At 64.5% G+C, this 17895-nt stretch carries 11 protein-coding genes and 1 pseudogene; 8 read left to right on the top strand and 4 right to left on the bottom strand.

What is annotated here, in order from left to right; all coding sequences use genetic code 11:
* Positions 1–296 precede the first annotated feature (296 nt).
* The 4 genes and pseudogenes from AC1DVI_RS10075 to AC1DVI_RS10060 all read left to right on the top strand — a co-directional run.
* Positions 297–926 (top strand): annotated as a pseudogene (locus AC1DVI_RS10075) (IS701 family transposase); the annotation flags it as partial.
* 592 nt (positions 927–1518) lie between these two features.
* Complete coding sequence (locus AC1DVI_RS10070; protein ID WP_476957847.1) at positions 1519–2247, top strand: hypothetical protein; 729 nt, start codon at positions 1519–1521, stop codon at positions 2245–2247.
* Positions 2244–4193 (top strand): hypothetical protein, encoded by a 1950-nt coding sequence (locus AC1DVI_RS10065; protein ID WP_476957846.1) that lies wholly within the window; start codon positions 2244–2246, stop codon positions 4191–4193. Before AC1DVI_RS10070 ends, AC1DVI_RS10065 begins: the two co-directional genes overlap by 4 nt.
* A 9-nt stretch (positions 4194–4202) precedes the next feature.
* Entirely contained in the window at positions 4203–6191 is a 1989-nt protein-coding gene (locus AC1DVI_RS10060) for a hypothetical protein (RefSeq protein WP_476957845.1), read from the top strand.
* Between the two features lie 75 nt (positions 6192–6266).
* Here AC1DVI_RS10060 and AC1DVI_RS10055 read toward each other — a convergent pair whose 3' ends face one another.
* A complete protein-coding gene (locus tag AC1DVI_RS10055; RefSeq protein WP_476957844.1) occupies positions 6267–6479 on the bottom strand; it encodes a hypothetical protein in 213 nt (70 codons plus the stop codon).
* Between the two features lie 81 nt (positions 6480–6560).
* On the opposite strand from AC1DVI_RS10055, the gene AC1DVI_RS10050 reads away from it, so the two are divergent.
* From AC1DVI_RS10050 to AC1DVI_RS10040, 3 genes are all read left to right on the top strand, one after another.
* Entirely contained in the window at positions 6561–6731 is a 171-nt protein-coding gene (locus AC1DVI_RS10050; RefSeq protein WP_476957843.1) for a hypothetical protein, read from the top strand.
* Positions 6732–8492: 1761 nt separating this feature from the next.
* The gene (locus AC1DVI_RS10045; protein WP_476957842.1) at positions 8493–11219 is read left to right on the top strand and encodes a helix-turn-helix domain-containing protein; all 2727 of its coding nucleotides are present in this window, start codon (positions 8493–8495) and stop codon (positions 11217–11219) included.
* A gap of 67 nt (positions 11220–11286) precedes the next feature.
* Positions 11287–13737: a hypothetical protein gene (locus AC1DVI_RS10040; RefSeq protein WP_476957841.1), complete on the top strand. Its 2451-nt coding sequence runs from the start codon at positions 11287–11289 to the stop codon at positions 13735–13737.
* 189 nt (positions 13738–13926) lie between these two features.
* On the opposite strand, the gene AC1DVI_RS10035 is transcribed toward AC1DVI_RS10040, so the two are convergent.
* Both AC1DVI_RS10035 and AC1DVI_RS10030 read right to left on the bottom strand, forming a co-directional pair.
* Entirely contained in the window at positions 13927–14247 is a 321-nt protein-coding gene (locus AC1DVI_RS10035) for a hypothetical protein (protein ID WP_476957840.1), read from the bottom strand.
* A gap of 237 nt (positions 14248–14484) precedes the next feature.
* The gene (locus AC1DVI_RS10030) at positions 14485–14886 is read right to left on the bottom strand and encodes a hypothetical protein (protein ID WP_476957839.1); all 402 of its coding nucleotides are present in this window, start codon (positions 14884–14886) and stop codon (positions 14485–14487) included.
* Between the two features lie 1107 nt (positions 14887–15993).
* Here AC1DVI_RS10030 and AC1DVI_RS10025 point away from each other — a divergent pair.
* The gene (locus AC1DVI_RS10025; RefSeq protein ID WP_476957838.1) at positions 15994–16605 is read left to right on the top strand and encodes a hypothetical protein; all 612 of its coding nucleotides are present in this window, start codon (positions 15994–15996) and stop codon (positions 16603–16605) included.
* A 155-nt stretch (positions 16606–16760) separates the two neighbouring features.
* On the opposite strand, the gene AC1DVI_RS10020 is transcribed toward AC1DVI_RS10025, so the two are convergent.
* Positions 16761–17870 (bottom strand): hypothetical protein, encoded by a 1110-nt coding sequence (locus tag AC1DVI_RS10020; protein ID WP_476957837.1) that lies wholly within the window; start codon positions 17868–17870, stop codon positions 16761–16763.
* Between the last annotated feature and the right edge of the window lie 25 nt (positions 17871–17895).

Here is a 17895-nt window from a genome sequence, read left to right as displayed (position 1 = left end):
ACTGCGCCCGTATAGCGCCAAAACCGCCGCATATTTCCGCCTTTTCAGCCAAAACCGAGAGTTCAGCCCCTAAAAAACGCCGCCTTTCAAGCCGCGTGCCCCCTCATCGGCATCAACACGCGCTTAGGGGCGGTTTATCGAGGTGTTCCACTGCGTACCAAGCTCCACTACGGACCATGTCGGCATACTATAGTATGCTATTGGCTCACCAACTAACATTGCTTTGGTAGCTTCCTCGTGAGCAGGCGAATTGAGTGCTGCTGTACTGTTCAGAGGTAACCGGTTTGTAGGCGATCATGCTGGAGCTGCAGGCGTGGGAAGCCGAACTGGGGATATGGCTGGAGCCATTTCTCGACGCGCTGGGTCACAAGGCGCGGCAGCGCTGGGCTCCGGTCCACATCCGCCGTCTGTTTGGACGCAACGAACGCAAGAGCGTGCAGCCGATCGCGGCGGAACTAACGCCCGGCGATTACGACCAGCTGCACAACTTCGTCGCCAGCCGCTCCTGGGACACGGTTCCACTGGAAACGATCCTGGCGCACAAGGCCGATCAGTTGGTCGGTGGGTCGGACGCCATCCTGGCCATTGACGACACCGCCGTGCTGAAAAGGGGCGAGCATTCCGTCGGTAACGCCTCGCAGTATGCCGGCGTCGTGGGCAAGAACGCCAACTGCTAGGTCCTGGTCACCCTGACCCTGGCCCGCCGGGAGGTGCCGGTCCCGATGGTCATGCGCCTGTTCCTGCCCGAGGAGTGGACGAGCAAGCCCGATCGGTGCCGGCGCGCGCAGGTGCCGGAAGCCCAGCAGAAACCGTGGACCAAGCCGGAGGTGGCGATTGAGGAGTTGGATCGGGTGCTGGCCCTGGGAGTGCGCTTAGGCTGCGTCGTTGCCGACGCCGGCTACGGCATCAGCGCGGTGTTTCGGCGCGCCGACGCACGACGTCACAAGGCGTCGCTCGATCCACGCGCCGTATTCCCGGAAGTGGGTATCCCCTTCACACATCCAGCCCCTACATCTGGGGGCACAGTACGCAGGCGGAGCGAATCGGGACTGTTCTTCACTACCGCGCCCACCAGACCTAGCGTGCGGCCCAACGAGCCATACGGCATATTGGGTCAGGATGCGGCGGGTGCATACATGCTCCTAGCGCTTACATGTGTGAAGGGGATACCCACTTTCCCAGATAGCCCATCAGCTCACGTCCCAACAACGTTCCGCCATCAGACAGAAAACCCTATTCTGAAAGCGCCCAGAACGGCCCGCCTTCGTTTCCGCACCCGGGCGCCCCCGACGGGGTTTATCGGCCTCGTTGTCGAAAGCGCTCGCGGTAGACGCCTGATTGCCCTGATCGGGGCTGCGCGCCGGAGCGCCGGCCGATCAACCGGTCTTGGCAGGCGGCGCACCAGGAGGTTTGCGGCTGACGCGCGCCAAAGCAACGACCGGATTTGGGCAAAAAATCTTCGCGCTCCAAGCGTGATATGATCACCTTGAGTTTGCATCGATCTTCTGGTATCGTCTCATGGTTGAATTACATAGTGATCGCCGCCCCTCAAAGATGTCCGCTTCATCCGACGTTGAAGATGTGCCTGCTGTTCAAGAAGCGCCCATTGCCGCGACCGGTGCGGTCTACAGGGATGCGTTCCGCTTGCTATGCATTCTGGTCCGAGGAAGCGTGCCACTGTCGGAGGAGGAAGCCAGTGCGGAGTTCAACAGGGTCTTTGAAGGTGAGAAGCGCGCGCTGGCAATCGATTTCTGGGTCCGCTACCCGGACTATCTCGCTGAAAAACTCCTTGAGCTGCACGACGACGGGGAGCTCGGCCTTCTTGACGAGGTCGGGCGCATTTTCGACGAGGATGAGCCGAGTGTCCGCCTCGTCAAGATGGTCCGGTGGCGGCATGGCGCCTACGAGGATCTGCAAACTTCGCTCGGTGTGCTGAGTTTCCGCGGCCTTGTTCGCCCGACGCGCCGGACTCTGCCGTCCGGCAGGCCGCAACACGATTACCACGTCGGACCAGCTGCGGAGGCGTTTTTGACCAACGCCTTCGCCAACCAGCCAGCCCTCGCCTGGTACGACAGGCAGACGGCGCTTGCCATGCGCGTCGCCGGGGGCAAGGCCGGATCGGCTCTGAAGGAATCGCACTATGAAGTGCCGGAATACGCCGCGACGCCGTACGGCAGCGTCATCCCGTCGATCCGCGAACGTGTTATGCGCCGTTACATGAAAGCCTTGTCGGAGCATCTCGGATGAGCGTCGTGTCCCCGAATGACTGGAAGGGTTCGATCGCCGCCCGGTCATCGCTTGACCTTAGCAAGGTTGATGAGATCCTCAAGAAGCACAGCGTGGTGCCGAGCGCCATGCTGCCGCGGCAACGAAGCCTTGTTCTGCGCTCGGTGCGGCTGAAGGGCGTGAAACACGGCGCGGATCAACCATTCGAGTTCTCCTGGGGGCCGCTGGGGCCCGGCCTCTGGGCGCTGTTGACGGACGAGAACGGGCGGGGCAAGTCGTCAGTCCTGGGGCTGGTGCGGGGCGCGTTGCAGGGCCGCTTTCCCGGCACGCGCGTGAAGTCTGACGTCTGGGCGTGGCTCGAGGAACTCGACATCGCGTTCACCATCGACACGGCCGAGTACGGAGTGTCGCTCCGCAAGCCGCGCGGCGAATGCGGTGACACGGACATGATCGCGCGCCTGACCCGCAACAGCGGCGGCGTCGAGGTTCCGATCGTTGAGGGGCCCGCCGACGCGAACTTCGCGACTGGCGTCGAAGCCTTATTCATGGAGGAATTCGGCTTCTCGAAATTCCACGCGTTCCGCGCCAGGCAGGCCGAGGCGGCCGAGCACGGGTGGAACTCGATGTCGGCGGCCCTCTTCATCACCGGCCCCGGCGAGGCCCTGTTCGGGGACGTCACCAGCGACGCCCTCCCTCTGAGGCTTATCCAGCTCTTCATCGGCCTGCCTTGGGTGACGACCTACACGGTGGCGTCCACTGCCCTGAAGAAGGTCGAGGCCGAGCGGGAACGTGAACCGGACCGCGTGGCCGACAAGGTGGCCTCCCGCATCGCCGAACTTGATCGGGAGATCTCGGCGCTCATGGGAAAGCTGAAGGACCAGCCCGATGTCGCCACGGTGCGCGCAAGCCTTCCAGGCCTTGACCGCGCGTTGGTCGAGCGGAGCCGGGAAGCCGAGGGTGCGGCCGAAACGCTTGCGCTGTGCGAAGCGGAATTGCTCGAGGCAAAGTCCGTGAGGGCCGAAGTCCGCCGCCGTTTGCTTCAGGCGCGGGAAAACGCGGCCGCCGGCCTGGTCTTCCGTCGCCTGCAACCTGCCCATTGCCCGGCCTGCGCCAGCGCCTTCGAGGACGGGCGTTTCTCCGCCGCGGATATCGACACTTGCGGACTCTGCGGCAGGCCAGACCCCGGGACGGACGACGACGGCATGGCCAGGGTGGCGGAGTTGGAGATGGCCGACGCGGACGCTCTAAAGGCGCTCAAAGCGTCGCAGAAGGCTCTCGAGGCGGCACGGGAGAAAGCGGAGGCCGCCTCGTGGAATCTCGCGGGCGCAAAGACCGCAATCGCCAAGGCGCAGGATGAACTGCTGGCTGGAAGCGCCGCCGACGCTCTGCGGGCCGACCTCGAGAAGCTCCGCGCTCGGCAGGACGAACTACGGATGATGGCGTCTCCCGCATCCTCGCCGTCCGCTTCCGACGAAGAAATGGCGGTGCTCCGCGCCGCGGAGGCTGTGACGAAGGAGCTGTTTGATGGCCTGCAGAGGGAGGTTCTGGAGCAGGTCTCGGCGAGCTTGATGAGGCACTGCAGGGACTTCGGCGTGCCGAATCTCGAGTCGATGGCGCTGCAAGGCAATGGCGCGCTTCGGATCCGGCAAGGCGGCGTGAACCAGTCGTTCGGAGGGTTGAATCCGGGCGAAAAACTAAGAGTCAGGATCGCGCTGGCACTCGCCGTGCTGGAGGTCTCGAAAGTCCGAGGGCACGGGCGGCATCCCGGCCTGATCGTCCTCGACTCGCCAGGCGCCCAAGAGATGTCAGACCACGACTTCGCGGCCCTGATAGGAAGCGTGATCAACGCCGCTGACCGGTTCGGCGACATCCAGATCATCGTCGGGGCGGTGAACCGGCACGAACTCGAGAGCCGTGTCCCACCTGATCGACGGCGGCACGCTAAAGGGGCCGAACCGTTGTTCTAAGGCCGACCGATGAATGATCTGCTCGCTCGGCTGCTCGCGGAAGCGGACCGCGCGCTCCCGATCCGCCTCGACGACGCCTCCGACGAGGAGGTGCGTGGAGCGTTGACTGACCTTGCCGATCACCCGCTGGCACCGGACGTGTTCGTCGGCTTGTGCCGCTCGGAGGCTGAACGCTCGCTCCACGCCGCGGTCCATCTCGTCGCGTTGACCCCGGACCCGGCCGTAATGGCCGAGGTGGTTCGCTCCGTTGCGAACGGCCTTCCGCTCCCGGACCGCGCAGCCGGCAAACTGCACGAGACGATGATTTTCCGGGCCGCGGACCGCCAAGCGCATTGGGGTCTGCGGTCGCAGGCTTTGCTCGGGGCTCTGCAGCTTTCCCAATCGGACCCCAGCCGCATGTTCGGTCTGCTGGCGTTCCTGGTCCGGCTCACGGTCGACGATCATGCCGATTTCCTCAAGCATGCCGCGAAGATCGTCGGTCTGGTCCAAGCTCATCGGCCGGAACCCGAGCTTGAGGCGATTCTCACCCGCATCGCCGAGAGCGGACGAGCCCGCGACGAAGCAGCCATGGAGCTCGGTCTTATCGCGCTTCGGCGTGGGCTGGAGCAGCGCGAGCGGACCGCAGCCATCGCCGCTTTCACCAAGGCCAGGGATTGGTTCAATGAGGCCGTCGCGGCGGTCGAGGGGCGCCCCGACGCGGAACTGTATCGCCGCAGCGTGGCGATGCTGATCGAGTTCCAGCAAGGGCGCCGATCGGCGCCGGGCGGCGACGAGGTGGCCGCGATCCGCGAGGCCGCGTTCGAGTACGCAGCTTTCGCGGCGCCGGCCGACCGCAGGCTCGACGGCTCGTGGCTCGTCGACCGGGTGAATGAGGCCATGGGCTGGTTCACTCTGGGGATAAGCCTCGCCAGACTTGAGGAGAGCTTCGACGACGACGTCTGGCTCGAGGCCGCCACCGTTATCGAGCGCCAGCTCCTCGTCTGCTACTCGGCCAGCCGGTCGACTTTGAGAATGGGGGCGGACGGTGGTCTTGAGGAAATCATCCGACCCGCCATCGTCGACGCCCTTCAGCGGGAGCAGACCAAGCTGCAGATGCTGGAGCGATGGATCGAGAGGAACGCTCTTTCCGACATGATCCTGGACGCTCGCGCGCTTCAGCAAAGCGTTATCGGGGCATGGGAGGCCAGCGTCCTCCGAAACCCTACTAAGGCGGCGATTCCTGCCGGAGTCGCTGCCGTGCTGGACTCCCGCTTCGTCACCGCCGCCGGGCAAGCGTCCGCGTTGAGGGAGATTGCGGCGGACATGGCCACAATCTTTCTCGCAACCATTCCTCCGGTCGTCGCAAAGCAGTTCCAGACGATGAGGAACACGCTGTCGTCGAATCCGGACTATGCCGCCAACGCTGCGCAATCACCGGAATACGCAGCCAACGCCGACGCCGGACGGCTCTTCGACGTCATCCTGCTTAGGACGTTGGCGTTCCAGTACGAGGTCGAGAACATCGAGCCGGGCGCAAGACCCTGGTCAGATTATCTGTTCAACGTGAGCGAGGGCGAGCCGCCCGACGAAGCCGATCTGCACGAGGATTATCTCGCGACGATGAGAGCGGCGACGGCGGGTGGTGGGATCAGGGCCGAGGGGCGCGGCATCGGGCATGGGCGGGCCGACGTCGTCTTCGACCTGGGTCTCATTTCGATCGTCGCGGAGATCAAGAAGACCCACGAAAATCGCACGCTCCAACAGCTTCTTGACGAGCACGGACTGCAGGCCATCTCCTACCAGCGAACGAACGTGCGGCTCGCCCTCTTGGTCGTGCTCGACCTCTTCGACCGTGGCGGGACCGGCGACCATTTCGAGGCCTCGTCGGCCGTCCTGGAAAAGGTCCCCAGCTTCACCACGACACCGTATTCGGTGGCGGTCTTCCGGATCCAGGGGAGAAAGAGGACACCGTCGAAGGTGCGCGCTCGCTTGTCGTCGCGACGTCCTGCCGCTCAATGACCGATTGCGTCTCGGACTCCATTCGAAGCGTAGCGCAGGGACGGGCACTCCGATCGTCCGATCGCGGTTCGGAACTCAGGACTCGTTGACGGGCGCATCGAGGGCGCGCGTGCGGTTGATCGTCCCGCGGCGCACTAGGATCGAGCTTCGGAACAGCCCGTGGCCGCCGTTGACGCGCTGCAACTCGTCACGGGTAACTTGGCCCGAGCGCAGGGCCTTCTCATCGCGGCGGCGGGACTCCGCCTTCTCCTGGGCTCGTCGATCCGGGTCAAGGAGGCGCGCGTGCATGAGGCCGATCCTAGCAGAGGCCCGGTCGATTGTCGTGGCAGATTGTCGTAGCAGCGCGGCCTCGGCCGCGACGGCCGCCTCGTGCCTCCGGCCAGCGTCTCCCTGACCTTTTCCGTCGTCCTGTTCTGGTCGATGGTGGAGGCGATGGCGACCGGCGCGCGGGCCGCCGACGCGAAGAGGTTCATGGCCGGTAAGTGCCATTCCGGCCATGACGGCGACGGTCCCGAGTCCGTCCTCATGACCACCGCCTGACCTCCGTTGGGGGGACTTCCGCCGTCCCGGCCCATCAACTGGCTTCTTGAGGACGGCTGTTGGCGCGCCGGGAACACTCCTCACATCGAGTTCCCGAACAATGCTCTCGTTGCCGTCCACCACGCAGGCGCTGCACTGTATCCACAGGGACATCAATCCCGGTGCAACGGGGTCGGGAAGTCTACCGCAGACAACGGCTTGCGGAGGCAGCCGGATGCGCGCGAAACTCGACGCCATGCCCCAAACTGTCTTCGACCGGGGCACCGTCTCCGTCCCCGTGACGGAGCTCCGGGACGGGGAAAGACTCCGGGCCGGCGTTGCGCGGGGACGGGCGCTCCGTCCCCGGCCGCGCACGCGCCATTGCCGGCCATTAGGCCTCCGGCACGGGGACCGATCCTCGGCGCGACGGCGGAGACGGCCGGGCCGAAGGTCCCGTCGCCGTCGCGCACCGGCGTCCGCTCATGACCGCTTGACCCAGATCCGACCGCTGAACATTTCCCATCGGTTGGGCAACTGGAGGAGCTGGACTGCATCTATTCGGCGACGCGACAGCACGCCCCGCCCCGCGGCTGAATCGGTGAAGGAACTCGGGCGTTCTTTCCGTCGTGACGGGGCGCCAGACGGCGTGGTCGTCGCCGGCGGGGGCTCCCGCCTCACGGCGGAGACGCTGTATCATGCTAGCCGCGACACGGAACACGACGGCGCGTCCGACCGGCTCGACCGCGTGTCGCCCGTCCTCGGCTTCGAAGGAGGCCGTGATGTCCTGCATCAGCTCTGGATCCAACCGCTGGCTCTGACCGCGTGCGCCTGAGTGCCCGTCGGCGGGGCCGTAGACGGGTCGAAGATCCCTTTGGACAGCGTTGGATACGCTCTTCAAAGCTCGAAATCAGGGCTGGATACGCCAGAAATGGCGGTTTGCCGCCTACGATGTACAAGGGACATTGACGTATTCAATAAAATCAAATGGCTAATGACGATGGCGTGTCATGATGTATCCATAATGAAGCCTATTTCTCGGAATATAACTATGTGCCTTAGTGCGACGCATAACATAGAAAAAACAACGATCTAGTCTGCCTCTTGGATACACACCGAACCAACCGGCGAAAGGGGGTGGATACAAACAGGACGAAGGCCGAGAAATTCGCCCTGGGAAGCGTGTTTTCCACCATCGGGCAGCCTGTGCACCGGAGTGGACGTCGGTCGGCACGAAAGGGCCTGCTGCCCGCTCGGATCAAGTCCGATGGCCGTGCCGGCATGTGTGTTGCTCATCCGCTGAGCCGAGCTCCACCTGCCTCTATCTATTTGTAGTTATTGAAAAATAGGAATGCCACGGCCGTGTCGGCAATCGTGCCGGCCAACCGTTTTGCTGTGCCGGCTCGTTCGTGCCGAATTCTCGCCGGTGCACAGCCTGGGCTCGGACGTCCGCACGGCCGGGGACCGCTGGTGCTCTTGGTTTTCCATTTCTCCCGTGCCGACTTTGAGCGCTGTGCCACCCCACGCGCGGCCGCCGCGCGGAGCCGTAGCGCTCCAGGCGTCGTGGGAAGAAGATGCACGTCGTGAACACGCTTCACGCGGGCTTGCGGCTCCGAAGCCGCGATGCCCACCAGTCGAGCCGACAAGGCAACGGCCCGGAGTGCGCCAACACCCCGAGCCGTCACCTTCGTGGAAAGGGTGTCGGACCCCTCCTTCCATAAAGGTGCCGCCGAAGGCTCTCGCTTTCAAGCGCCGATCGATTCGGCGAACGGGAGAGGTTTGCCTATGGCCAGGAGACGCCTGACGGACCCGTCGATCAGCAAGAAGACGGGCAAGCCCAAGAGGGCCCGTGTTCCGTTCGATGTCCAGTACGACGCCCTCGACACGTACCTTCGGGAACAGCACGAAAAGACCGGTCGGCCTCTGCCGGTCTATGAGAACACGCCGACGGCGCGTCTCCGGCCTCCCGATGCCGACTCCATCCTCAAGGAGTGGAATGAGCTTCTCGCCAAGGAGGATCAGGCCGCCATCCAGCGATACGTCCCCTTTGTCGGCGCGATCAATCTGCGCGAGATCAGCCGGCAAGCGAACATCAACAAGAAGACCTTCGCCAGCGACGCTCCGGCGAAGTTCCGCATCCGCGTGCTGCAGACCTACGCAAAGGTCGGCGCGGAGCCATTGAAGGTGGTCGCGGCCCGCCGGTGCACGTACGCCGATTTGCTGGACCGTGTCTCCGAAATTGCCGCGAGCGGAACCAACCCCCGGATCCGGCAGTTGGACGCCCGGTTGCTGCGGAGCATGCTGAAGAAGTGGATGGTCGCTCACGGGATAACGAAGAACAACGACCCGAAGATGGACGCGCCGCTCGGCGCGGAGATCCTCAGATCTTACAAGTCGTCCCTGAAGGTCGCCAAGAACCGCCTCGCCGCGACGCTCAGACCCGCTACGATTGCGAAGTTCTCGACGATGATGGACGCGATTGCCGCAGTCGCGGCCGCCCTCGATCGCGAGCGCCAGAACGTGACGCTGTCCTTTGGCGAACGGCTGAGGGCGCTCATGCAGGAGCAGCATGTGACCGCGTCGTCGCTGTCCCGTGATGCGGAGAAGGACGGAATCTCTCTTCGTGTGGCGACCATCAGCGCGTGGACGCTCGACCAGACCCAGCCGCGAGCTGATCGGAAACAGCAGGTCGCGTGGCTGGCCAAGCGCTTCGGCGTTCCCATCGATTACCTTCTGGACGGCATCGGCAAGGACATGCGCGTCACGCCGCTGATACGCATGCCGGATTGGCTCCGGGCCTTTCCCAAAAACCTCTTCAATACCGTGGCCCGTGAGCTTCCCGAGGACTTCCTCACGAGGAGGAGGCTGCCCGATGGCGAGCTGGAAGGTGCGGACGAACTCGACGCTAGGCAGCGAGAAACCGTGGAGTGGATCAGAAAACACTTCTGCGAAACCGCAGAATCCACCTTCAAGCGGAATCAATACGGCCTCGGCCTGCACCGGGCTGACGGTCCATCCCAGCTCAAGGAGGAATTCGACTTCCTCGTCAGGTTTAGGAACGATCAGATGCCGCCGCGTATTCCGGGCGTCGGCGCGCGCATGAAGCGCATCAAGAAGTCGAAAATCAGCTCCGAGCTCGACCAACGTGTTGAGCCCGTGGATCTGACCACCCTGAGCGGATGGAGGGAGACCGTCGGCTTCATCTTCGGCGCCCTCGCCCTTCCGCTGGACGGAGACGAGGAGATGTGCGGCCGAGGCCTGAGCGCCGAGGACGCCTCGCTCGCCCTCCTGCTCGACGACAAAATCATCGAATGGTACTGCCGCTGGCGGGCGGCGGGCCGCGCCGGCGCGAGTATGGACGATTCGGACCTCGAGGCGAAGCTTCACTACTCGTTTACGGAGGTCACCACCGTCTCCTTCGTCAAGAACCTCTTTCTCCCGGACATCGGGTACCTGACGCAGCGCCCTGACCTTCTCGAACGCTTTCTCGACGGCAACGGCGAACTGAAGCCCGGACTTCGCGGCATCATGGATCCGGAGATCGTCGCCCGCGCCAAGTCGGATTGGGTGGGCGCCTGCGTCAAGGCTTACGAAGCCTACAGCGAACTGCAGGCGCACCTCACGCAGGCTGCGATGCCGGTGCGGGACCGATGGCTCCCGATCCTTCCGATTCTCGAGGCCGATCGCCCCCTCGAAGTCTATTACAGGTTTGCGCTCCACATCCGCGACAACGCCCCGTCGGAGGGTGCGACCGAATTTCAGAAGGCGCGACACAAGAGGGATTATCTCATCATCCGTCTCGCCATCGAAACGGGCTTCCGGCAGGAGAACCTGCGGGAGCTCACCTGGGACCAGCTGGTCTATGACGACAGGGACCGCGTCTGGCGGATCACGCTTCAGCCTTCGTGCTTCAAAAACGATTATGCGAAGCATCTCGCCGGCGAGGACTATGTGCTGGTGCTCCACGATGAGCTGGACCTCTACGCCGACCTGCATGAGTACAAAGAAAAATGGCACCGGATTCTCCTGAAGGGGTACGCCGGAGCCAAAGACAACATTGTGTTACCGGCCGTGCGGCGCTTCGCTTTCGGTACCAAGCTGACCCGGATCAGAAGGCGGTTCCAGTGGAGCGATGTCGCTCTCCCGGAAATGAACGAGAACGAGTTCTACGTCTCGTGGAAGCGCATCCTTCGGAAATACGGCATCTACAACAAGTACAAGAACACCGGATTCTTCCAACCCATGACGATGAGGGTCGGCGAACATCAGGAGGTCTTCTACGTGCGTCTGCATGGGCCGCACGACATCCGGGACATCATCGTCACGGATTGCGCCAAAGCGCTCGTTCCGATTGAGCACGCGGCCGCGCGCATCCAGGACTCGACGGAGACGCTCAAGGATCATTACCGGCGCTGGGGTCCCAAGGACAACCAGCGCCTCGCGCAGATGGTCTACGTGCAGCGGCTGAACACAATCGCCGGCGCGATCAAGGGGCAGGTGGAACATGGCTGAGCCTACGATTCGAAGCAACGCCCCGTCCGCGTACCCTGCGGACGAACAACGCGGGGTCCAGCGTCGGATGCTACCGCCCGCGGCCGACGGCGGCGTTGGTCCCACGATCAGCGACAGGACGCCGGAACGGGCCAGCCCCTCGAACATCGCCAAGAGCCGCAGCCGGCTGCTGAAGTCGACGGCCGCGGTCGCCTGGCTGCTCGACCGGGGGATCACCGATGCGACGATGGCCCGCTACAGCATCGGCCTCGCCGAGCCCTACCCGGCGAATTCATCTCCCGACGAGCAGACGGCGGACGTCATCGAGGCTCCGCTGCGGCACCGGGATGGGACGTTCCGCAAGCAGTACATCAAGGTCGGCGTCCCAGGCCTCTCCCGGAACCCGAAAGGCTCCGCGTGGTGCGCTGGGGAGGCGCAGACCTACTGGTCGCACGAGATGTCGGAGGATAGAACCTGGCTCATCGTCGTCGACAACCCGATCGACCTCTGGCGGATAGCCCAGGAGATGGATGGAACGCCGCTGGGCGACCGCGTCATGGTCGTCGCGAGCACCCATGGTGCGACGGTTCCCGAGGAATGGGGCTCGAGAACGTTCTGGAGTCGGTGGCAGAAGGTGTTCGCGGCGCACCCGGACACCGCCGTGGGTGAGCGCCATGCGAATCAATGCGTCTTCGAAAAGGCGCGTCGGACCGTCTTTCGTCTTCTCGTTCCCGAGGGGATGGGCAGAACCTGGGGCGACTTCTTCGACCGCGACGGCGCGGTTGCAGCGCTCGAACGGCTGCTCGGCACGGCGCCGCCGATGTCGCGCGTCGTCCAGGATCTCGTCCGGGATGAGACCAGCGAGCTTTCGGTCGGCATGTACGCGAGCCGGGCGGTGAACATCACCGGCGCCTGGACCGGCACACACCTGTACTACCCGTTCCGGGTCCGCTCCGTGGAGGAACGCAAGCGGCGCGTCGAAAAGCCCGACGGAGGCGTCGTCTTCGAGCCGTTCAAGGTGCATCGCTACGACACCAAGGTCATGCGTTCCGACGGCGTCGTCCAAGGGTGGGTCGAGCTTCCGTCGCCGCCGAACACGCCGCCGGTCGATCGGGTCTACGAGCTCGACGACCATACGGAAATCGTCACGCCGCCCCAGGCCCGGGAGTTCTCGACATGGGCTTACGATTCCATCATCCGCTTCGGCGAGCGGCGCCGCGCCGGCCAGTCCACGCACCGGTCGATCGGCGAGATCGTTGCGGATCTCCGGCGTGTGGCCCGGAGCATGACCTGGCTGCCGCACGAGCCCGACTACGACCTCATCGTGTCCTACGTCCTGCTCAGCTACGTCTACCAGGTCTTCGACGCCATTCCGCTGGTGATGCTCAATGGCCCAGCCGGCTCCAACAAGACTGGGACCGCGGTCAACATGGCGGAACTCTCCTACAACGGCTTCGTCGCCGGCGAGGGCTCGGAAAAGGCGATGATTCGCTTCATGGACGCAGGCCGCGGCCTCCTCGTCCTCGACGACATCGAGGCTCTCGGGGCGGGCCGTGACGGCATCGGCGACATCCATCAGCTCCTCAAGCGCTCGTACAAGAAGGCCACCGCCAAGAAGATCATCTACGACCGCGACGCTGGCGGGAATCGAGTGCTCGACTTCTACGGCCCGAAGGTCATCACAAACATCCTGGGCATGGATCCGGTGACGGCGACACGGACGCTGTTCATCCGAACCCAGAAGATGCCCGAGGCCGTCAAGGCGGGGGGCCGCATCACCGGCCTCCCGCTCGAGGAGGCGCAGGACCTGCGTCAGGAGCTGCATGCCTGGGGGATGACGTCGGCCCGGGCGGTCCATGCCGCCTACGTGCATCGGATGGCCTCGCTCGGTGACCGCGACATGGAGGTGCGCGCGCCGCTCTTCGCGATCTGCGATGTCGTCGGCGATTCCGACTTCTCCCATTCGGTGGAAAAGGCTCTCGCCGCGCAAAGCATGAAGCGCCTCGAGAACGAGGATCCCGCCGATCTCCTCAAGCTGGCCATCCAGAATGCCGTCTATTACCGCGGGGTCCGCGACGCGATCGCCCTTCCTCAGATCCAGTTGGAGTTGGGGCTGATCCTCGACCCCCATGAGGACGGCAAACGCGAGGGCCCGACGGCTTCACTCCGCGATCCCCAGTGGATCGGGCAGACGCTCATCCATCTCGGCGTGAAGTCCCACACCGAGCCGCACCGGCGCCACCGGTTCTGGACGGAGCAAGTGCGCGTCTATCCGCTGGACAAGCAGTGGGTGCGCGACGCCCTGGAGACGATGCGGGTTGTCGCCGAGCGCGACGGAAGTGGCCTCGCCGCAACGGAGGAGCAGCGGGAAGCGCTGTCGTTCTGCCAATCCGGTCAAAAGGGCGTGCCGCATCCGTCATGTTCCGCCTGCCCGTATTCGACGGTGTGCGAGACATCCTACCCGGGGCTGATGAGCCGGAAGCGCGCGAAGGGCGGCTGGAAGCCCACCACATCCACCGAGGGCGAGGTCCGTCCCTGAAGCGGTGAGAGCTGGCGCGGCCATGCGGGGGATACAGCCTGGACGGAAGGCTCGTCCCCCATGCCGGAGCCCAGCTCGGATGGGGCGGGTTCCATGCGCCGCAGCGTCGGCGGGTTCACGGGGCGGCCGGCGGCGGACAGCTGCCGAAATCCTGGCCGGTTGGCGGCGGACTACATTCCGGGCCAGCCCTCAAAGGGCAGGCACCCGCCTTCCACGCGGCCCAGGCTCGCCCAGGCCGTCCTTCGGAACGACGACCTTGATGGCCCTGGATAGGACGGCATCGCGGCGTTCGAACGCTGCCGCTTCGCCGATAAGGGCGGTGCCGAGAATGGACGGACCATCCGAACCGCGATCGAGGCGACGAACAGCCTCGCCGGCGGGGCGGCCGACTGTCTCGTTCTCATCCGCATCGACATGATCGCGATGCGCGAGGACCGGTCGTTCGCCGACGAGCCGGAGGTCAAGCACCTCATGCGTCAAACCGTTTCTCGGGAAGGCGGAAGCGCACATGCTCCGCCGCGTCCCGGGCGACAGAGCATGGCTTTCGACAGCAACGGCCCAGGTGGGGGGCCTGAGTGGGGCCGGAACTCCTATGCTCACAGCCACGAATTCAGCTCGGCCCTCGCCTGTCCGGGTGAGGGCTTTTGCTTTTTCACGCCACCGGTCCGCAGGCGCTGCGGACCGGTCCGTGATGCCAGACGACCCGTCCACGCGAACAGGACGCCGGCCGACGAGTTCAGGCCATCGTCACCATGCGAGCCCGAGCATCATCCCGGCTTTCCGCGGCCGGCTGTCTCCGCTCGTCACCACCACGGTCACTCCGAGGCGGCGCAACTCCGCCACTGCTGCCGCCACTGCCTCGACCCCTTGCTCAGTCGCTGCCCAGCCAGCCTGCTCGGCGTCGAGCGCGGCGACGAGTGTGTCGGCCCGGTACGCTCGTTCCTCGAGGGCCTGTGCCGCGGCATCGAGGTCTTGGATTTCCTCCAACAGGCGATTTGCCGCGGCCCGGGCTTCGCCGTCGAGATAGCCGTTCGACCACGGCTGTGGTGTCCCCGATTGGCGCACCCGCTCAGTGATCCGTCGGGCGAGAGCCTGATCCATCGGCATCGGCTGTTGCTGTCGGCCCGCATGCGTATCGATGGCTGCCATCCTTCTGACCTCCTCCTGTTGGGACCCGAGCGCGGAAAGCGGCCGGGGGCGACACGCCGGTCTCACGACCGTGTGACGGGCCAAGGTGCTGGCATCAGCGCCGGCTCGCGGCGCTGCAAGGGGCGGCGGATGGCCGCCGGAACAGGGACTCCGGAGAACGGGGGGCAAGTGCCTCCACCGCCTCAAGGAGTACAACTCTGTCGAACGCCTTCCGCAGCGGCCGGACCGCTGCGTCGCGTTCTACGCTTCGGTGGCGCACGCGGGCTACAGCGACGGCCGTCTCGCCGATTGTACGGACAGGACGTGTGATGCGCTGTTGGGCGGCGGCAGGGCGACAACACCGCTCCGGTGAGCCGTCATGTCCTCCATACGGTGATTCCTTGAGCCGTTGCCGTTGGCGGTGCATCATCCGGCGGAGTGGCCGCTTCCGTTTGGACAAAGGAACAGAAGGTGTGGACATGCATTAGTATTTACCTTCTTGCTTTGAGCGAATTCGGCCTGTTCAGCCAACGACTCGGGAAGGCAGGAGGGCTGTTCTCCTCTGAAGAAAATATTGGATCGAAATTCTCGGCGGGAACGGAAAACGTTGCTTCGGTGAAAATATTTTCAGGCGTGTATGGATAAAGAGGAAGCCTTCTTTTGTATTCCGTTCTGATCGCGAGTTGACCGCTTCCTCTGGGGCATCCATTCTCCCCGCGGACATCGTGAAGCCGAATTGACATGGCGGGTACGGCAGGAAGTGCGGCGCAGGCCAAGCTGTCGATCCGGGGCGGGCACTGAGGATGCCAAACGAAGGTGTTGGCGGTTCGTTCGGCGCATGCTCCGCTGTGACCCATCCTCGGGCCACTGATGCACAGGGGAACCGCACAGTTTCTCAGTGGACGTGACCCGTCGATGGCCGGGATGCACCGTCTTTCTGGCGGTCAACGGAATGAGAACCTTGCGACACCCTGGCCGCTTCTACCAGAATTTGACAAATATATATCGGTATGCTATAAGGTGTCTGGATGAAGGTAGACCGCCTTCTCTCCTCGCTTCTTAACAAAGAAGCTCGGCTTGTCCTCGTCGCCGTCGGCGCGGGACTTTCTCCAACCAGGAGGACAAGCCATGTCACGTCTCGCACCCGTTCAGTCCGTCTTCGAAGCGGCTCCTCGTGTTGAGGAGCTGGAGGTCTATTACACAGATGATCGCTACTCAGACTCGACCATCGTGATCGAAGCCGTCTCCCCTTCGTTCCCCGGGAGCTTTTCCGAGGCGATGGCGAGCACCCACGTTTACGCCAGACACTTCACGGAGACGACCGACTGGGTCTTCGACTCCCTCCATGCCACGCGGAGCACCACTCAACCCTGCGCCCCCTGCGCCCGCATCGTCACCTTTCTCAATCAGGTTGCCGAAGGCATCCAGGACCACGTCAACAGCCTTTCGGGTGAGCTGACCGAGGCCGAGGCCATCCTGTACTACAACCCGACCGCGCCCTTCGTCATGTTCCATCCGGACCCGGACACCCCCCGCACGCTTCCGGTTCCCTTCGCGCTCGCCAGCGGGCTCAGCAGCTTCCGCTCCAACATCCTGTGCGGTGTCCAATCCCTGGTGGTCCACCGCCGCTTCCGGCCCGCAACCCATCACGCGATGATCCACCGGGCCAGGCTCAGGGCGGTTGCCGCCGCAGCGCCCCAGACGACCAACACCATTTCGAGAGGCTTCACCCGTCCGTAATCGACACGGTCGGGAGCGGCGTGGCGGTCGCCGCTCCCGACCGCGAGTTCTCGGGTCGGCTGCGCGTGCGTTCATTGTCCTGGGCCATCCCCAAGACCAGGAGTACTCACCTCCCAACACGGCAAAGCCGGGCGGAAATCGCCACGAAGCCCGCTCTAAAACGCGTAAGGCCGCTGGACCCAGCGCTTCATGACCTCCGCGTCGCGGTCAGGCAGGGTAACGTATTTGGAATCGAGAGCGTCCAACATGCGCCGGATCGCGTCGGGGGTCGAGCGGTTGCCGTAGGCGGAGTGGAAGAACCAGGCCATCGGGTAGCCGAGGGCGCGGTCGAACGCCGCCGCGTCGGTGGCCAGGCGTCGCAGCTTCCGCGGGTCCGCCACGCCGTCGGGGATGCTGAGGGACGGCAAATTCGCGTCGCCGATCCAGCGCGGCGTCCCACCCAGGATGCGCTTGCCGTTGCTCATGCGGTCGACCACCTCGATGCCCCAATGGCGGGTGATGTCATGCTCGTGGGCGGAGCTGTCGCGCCAGTCCTCGAACCACCGCACCAGCTTGGGCAGCTCGTTGATCCAGCCGGGACATTCCTCGAGGAATGGCTTGTCGTACTGCCGGGAGCGCGTCCCGTCGATCTCAACGATGCGGATGGTTTTGCGCTGCATCTCCGGGGCCTGGGCCAGGCGCTCCTCATATTCCAGCCGGTCGATCTCTTCGAGCAGCGCGGGCACGTGGTCGACCCGGCTCAGGCGGTACGACGGGCGGCCGATCACACCGCCAGAGACGCCGGTGGGAAGATTGCCGAGGTCATGCAGGAATTCGTCCTCGCCGTACGGCATCCGCTGGGTGGTCACGGTGCCGACGACGTGCTCGGTCTGCACGTCGAGCGCGACCTGCACATAATCCTGCGGTGCCGGACCGGTGCGCGCGACGACATAGACCGGATTGAAGCGGCGCTCGACAGCGAGCAGATCGGTGCGCCCGCACAGCGTCCTCCAGACCGGACGCCATGAGCCGCCGGCCGTCGCGATCTGCTCCCTGATCCACGCCTTCCGGCTGTCGACGGCGCGCACGCCCGCCGTCGTGACGAGCGCCCGATCGGTCGAGTAGCTTTCCGGCATCGCCGGCAGCACCGCCCGCCACCGCAGATTCGGGTATGCACCGTGCAGCGCCGCCAGCAGCGCGGTATGGTCGTCGTCGGGCGTAACGCCGGCGAGCAGAACCGACAGCTCGTCGCCCGTCGGCAGCCCTTCCTTGGTGTGCTTGGTCATCCGTGTTCTCCTCTGTGGCCTGGAG

This window comes from Azospirillum sp. P4_B5 (genome assembly GCF_056402275.1).
Note: the sequence above shows the minus strand (reverse complement) of the source record. Positions and strands in the feature narration are given on the sequence as shown.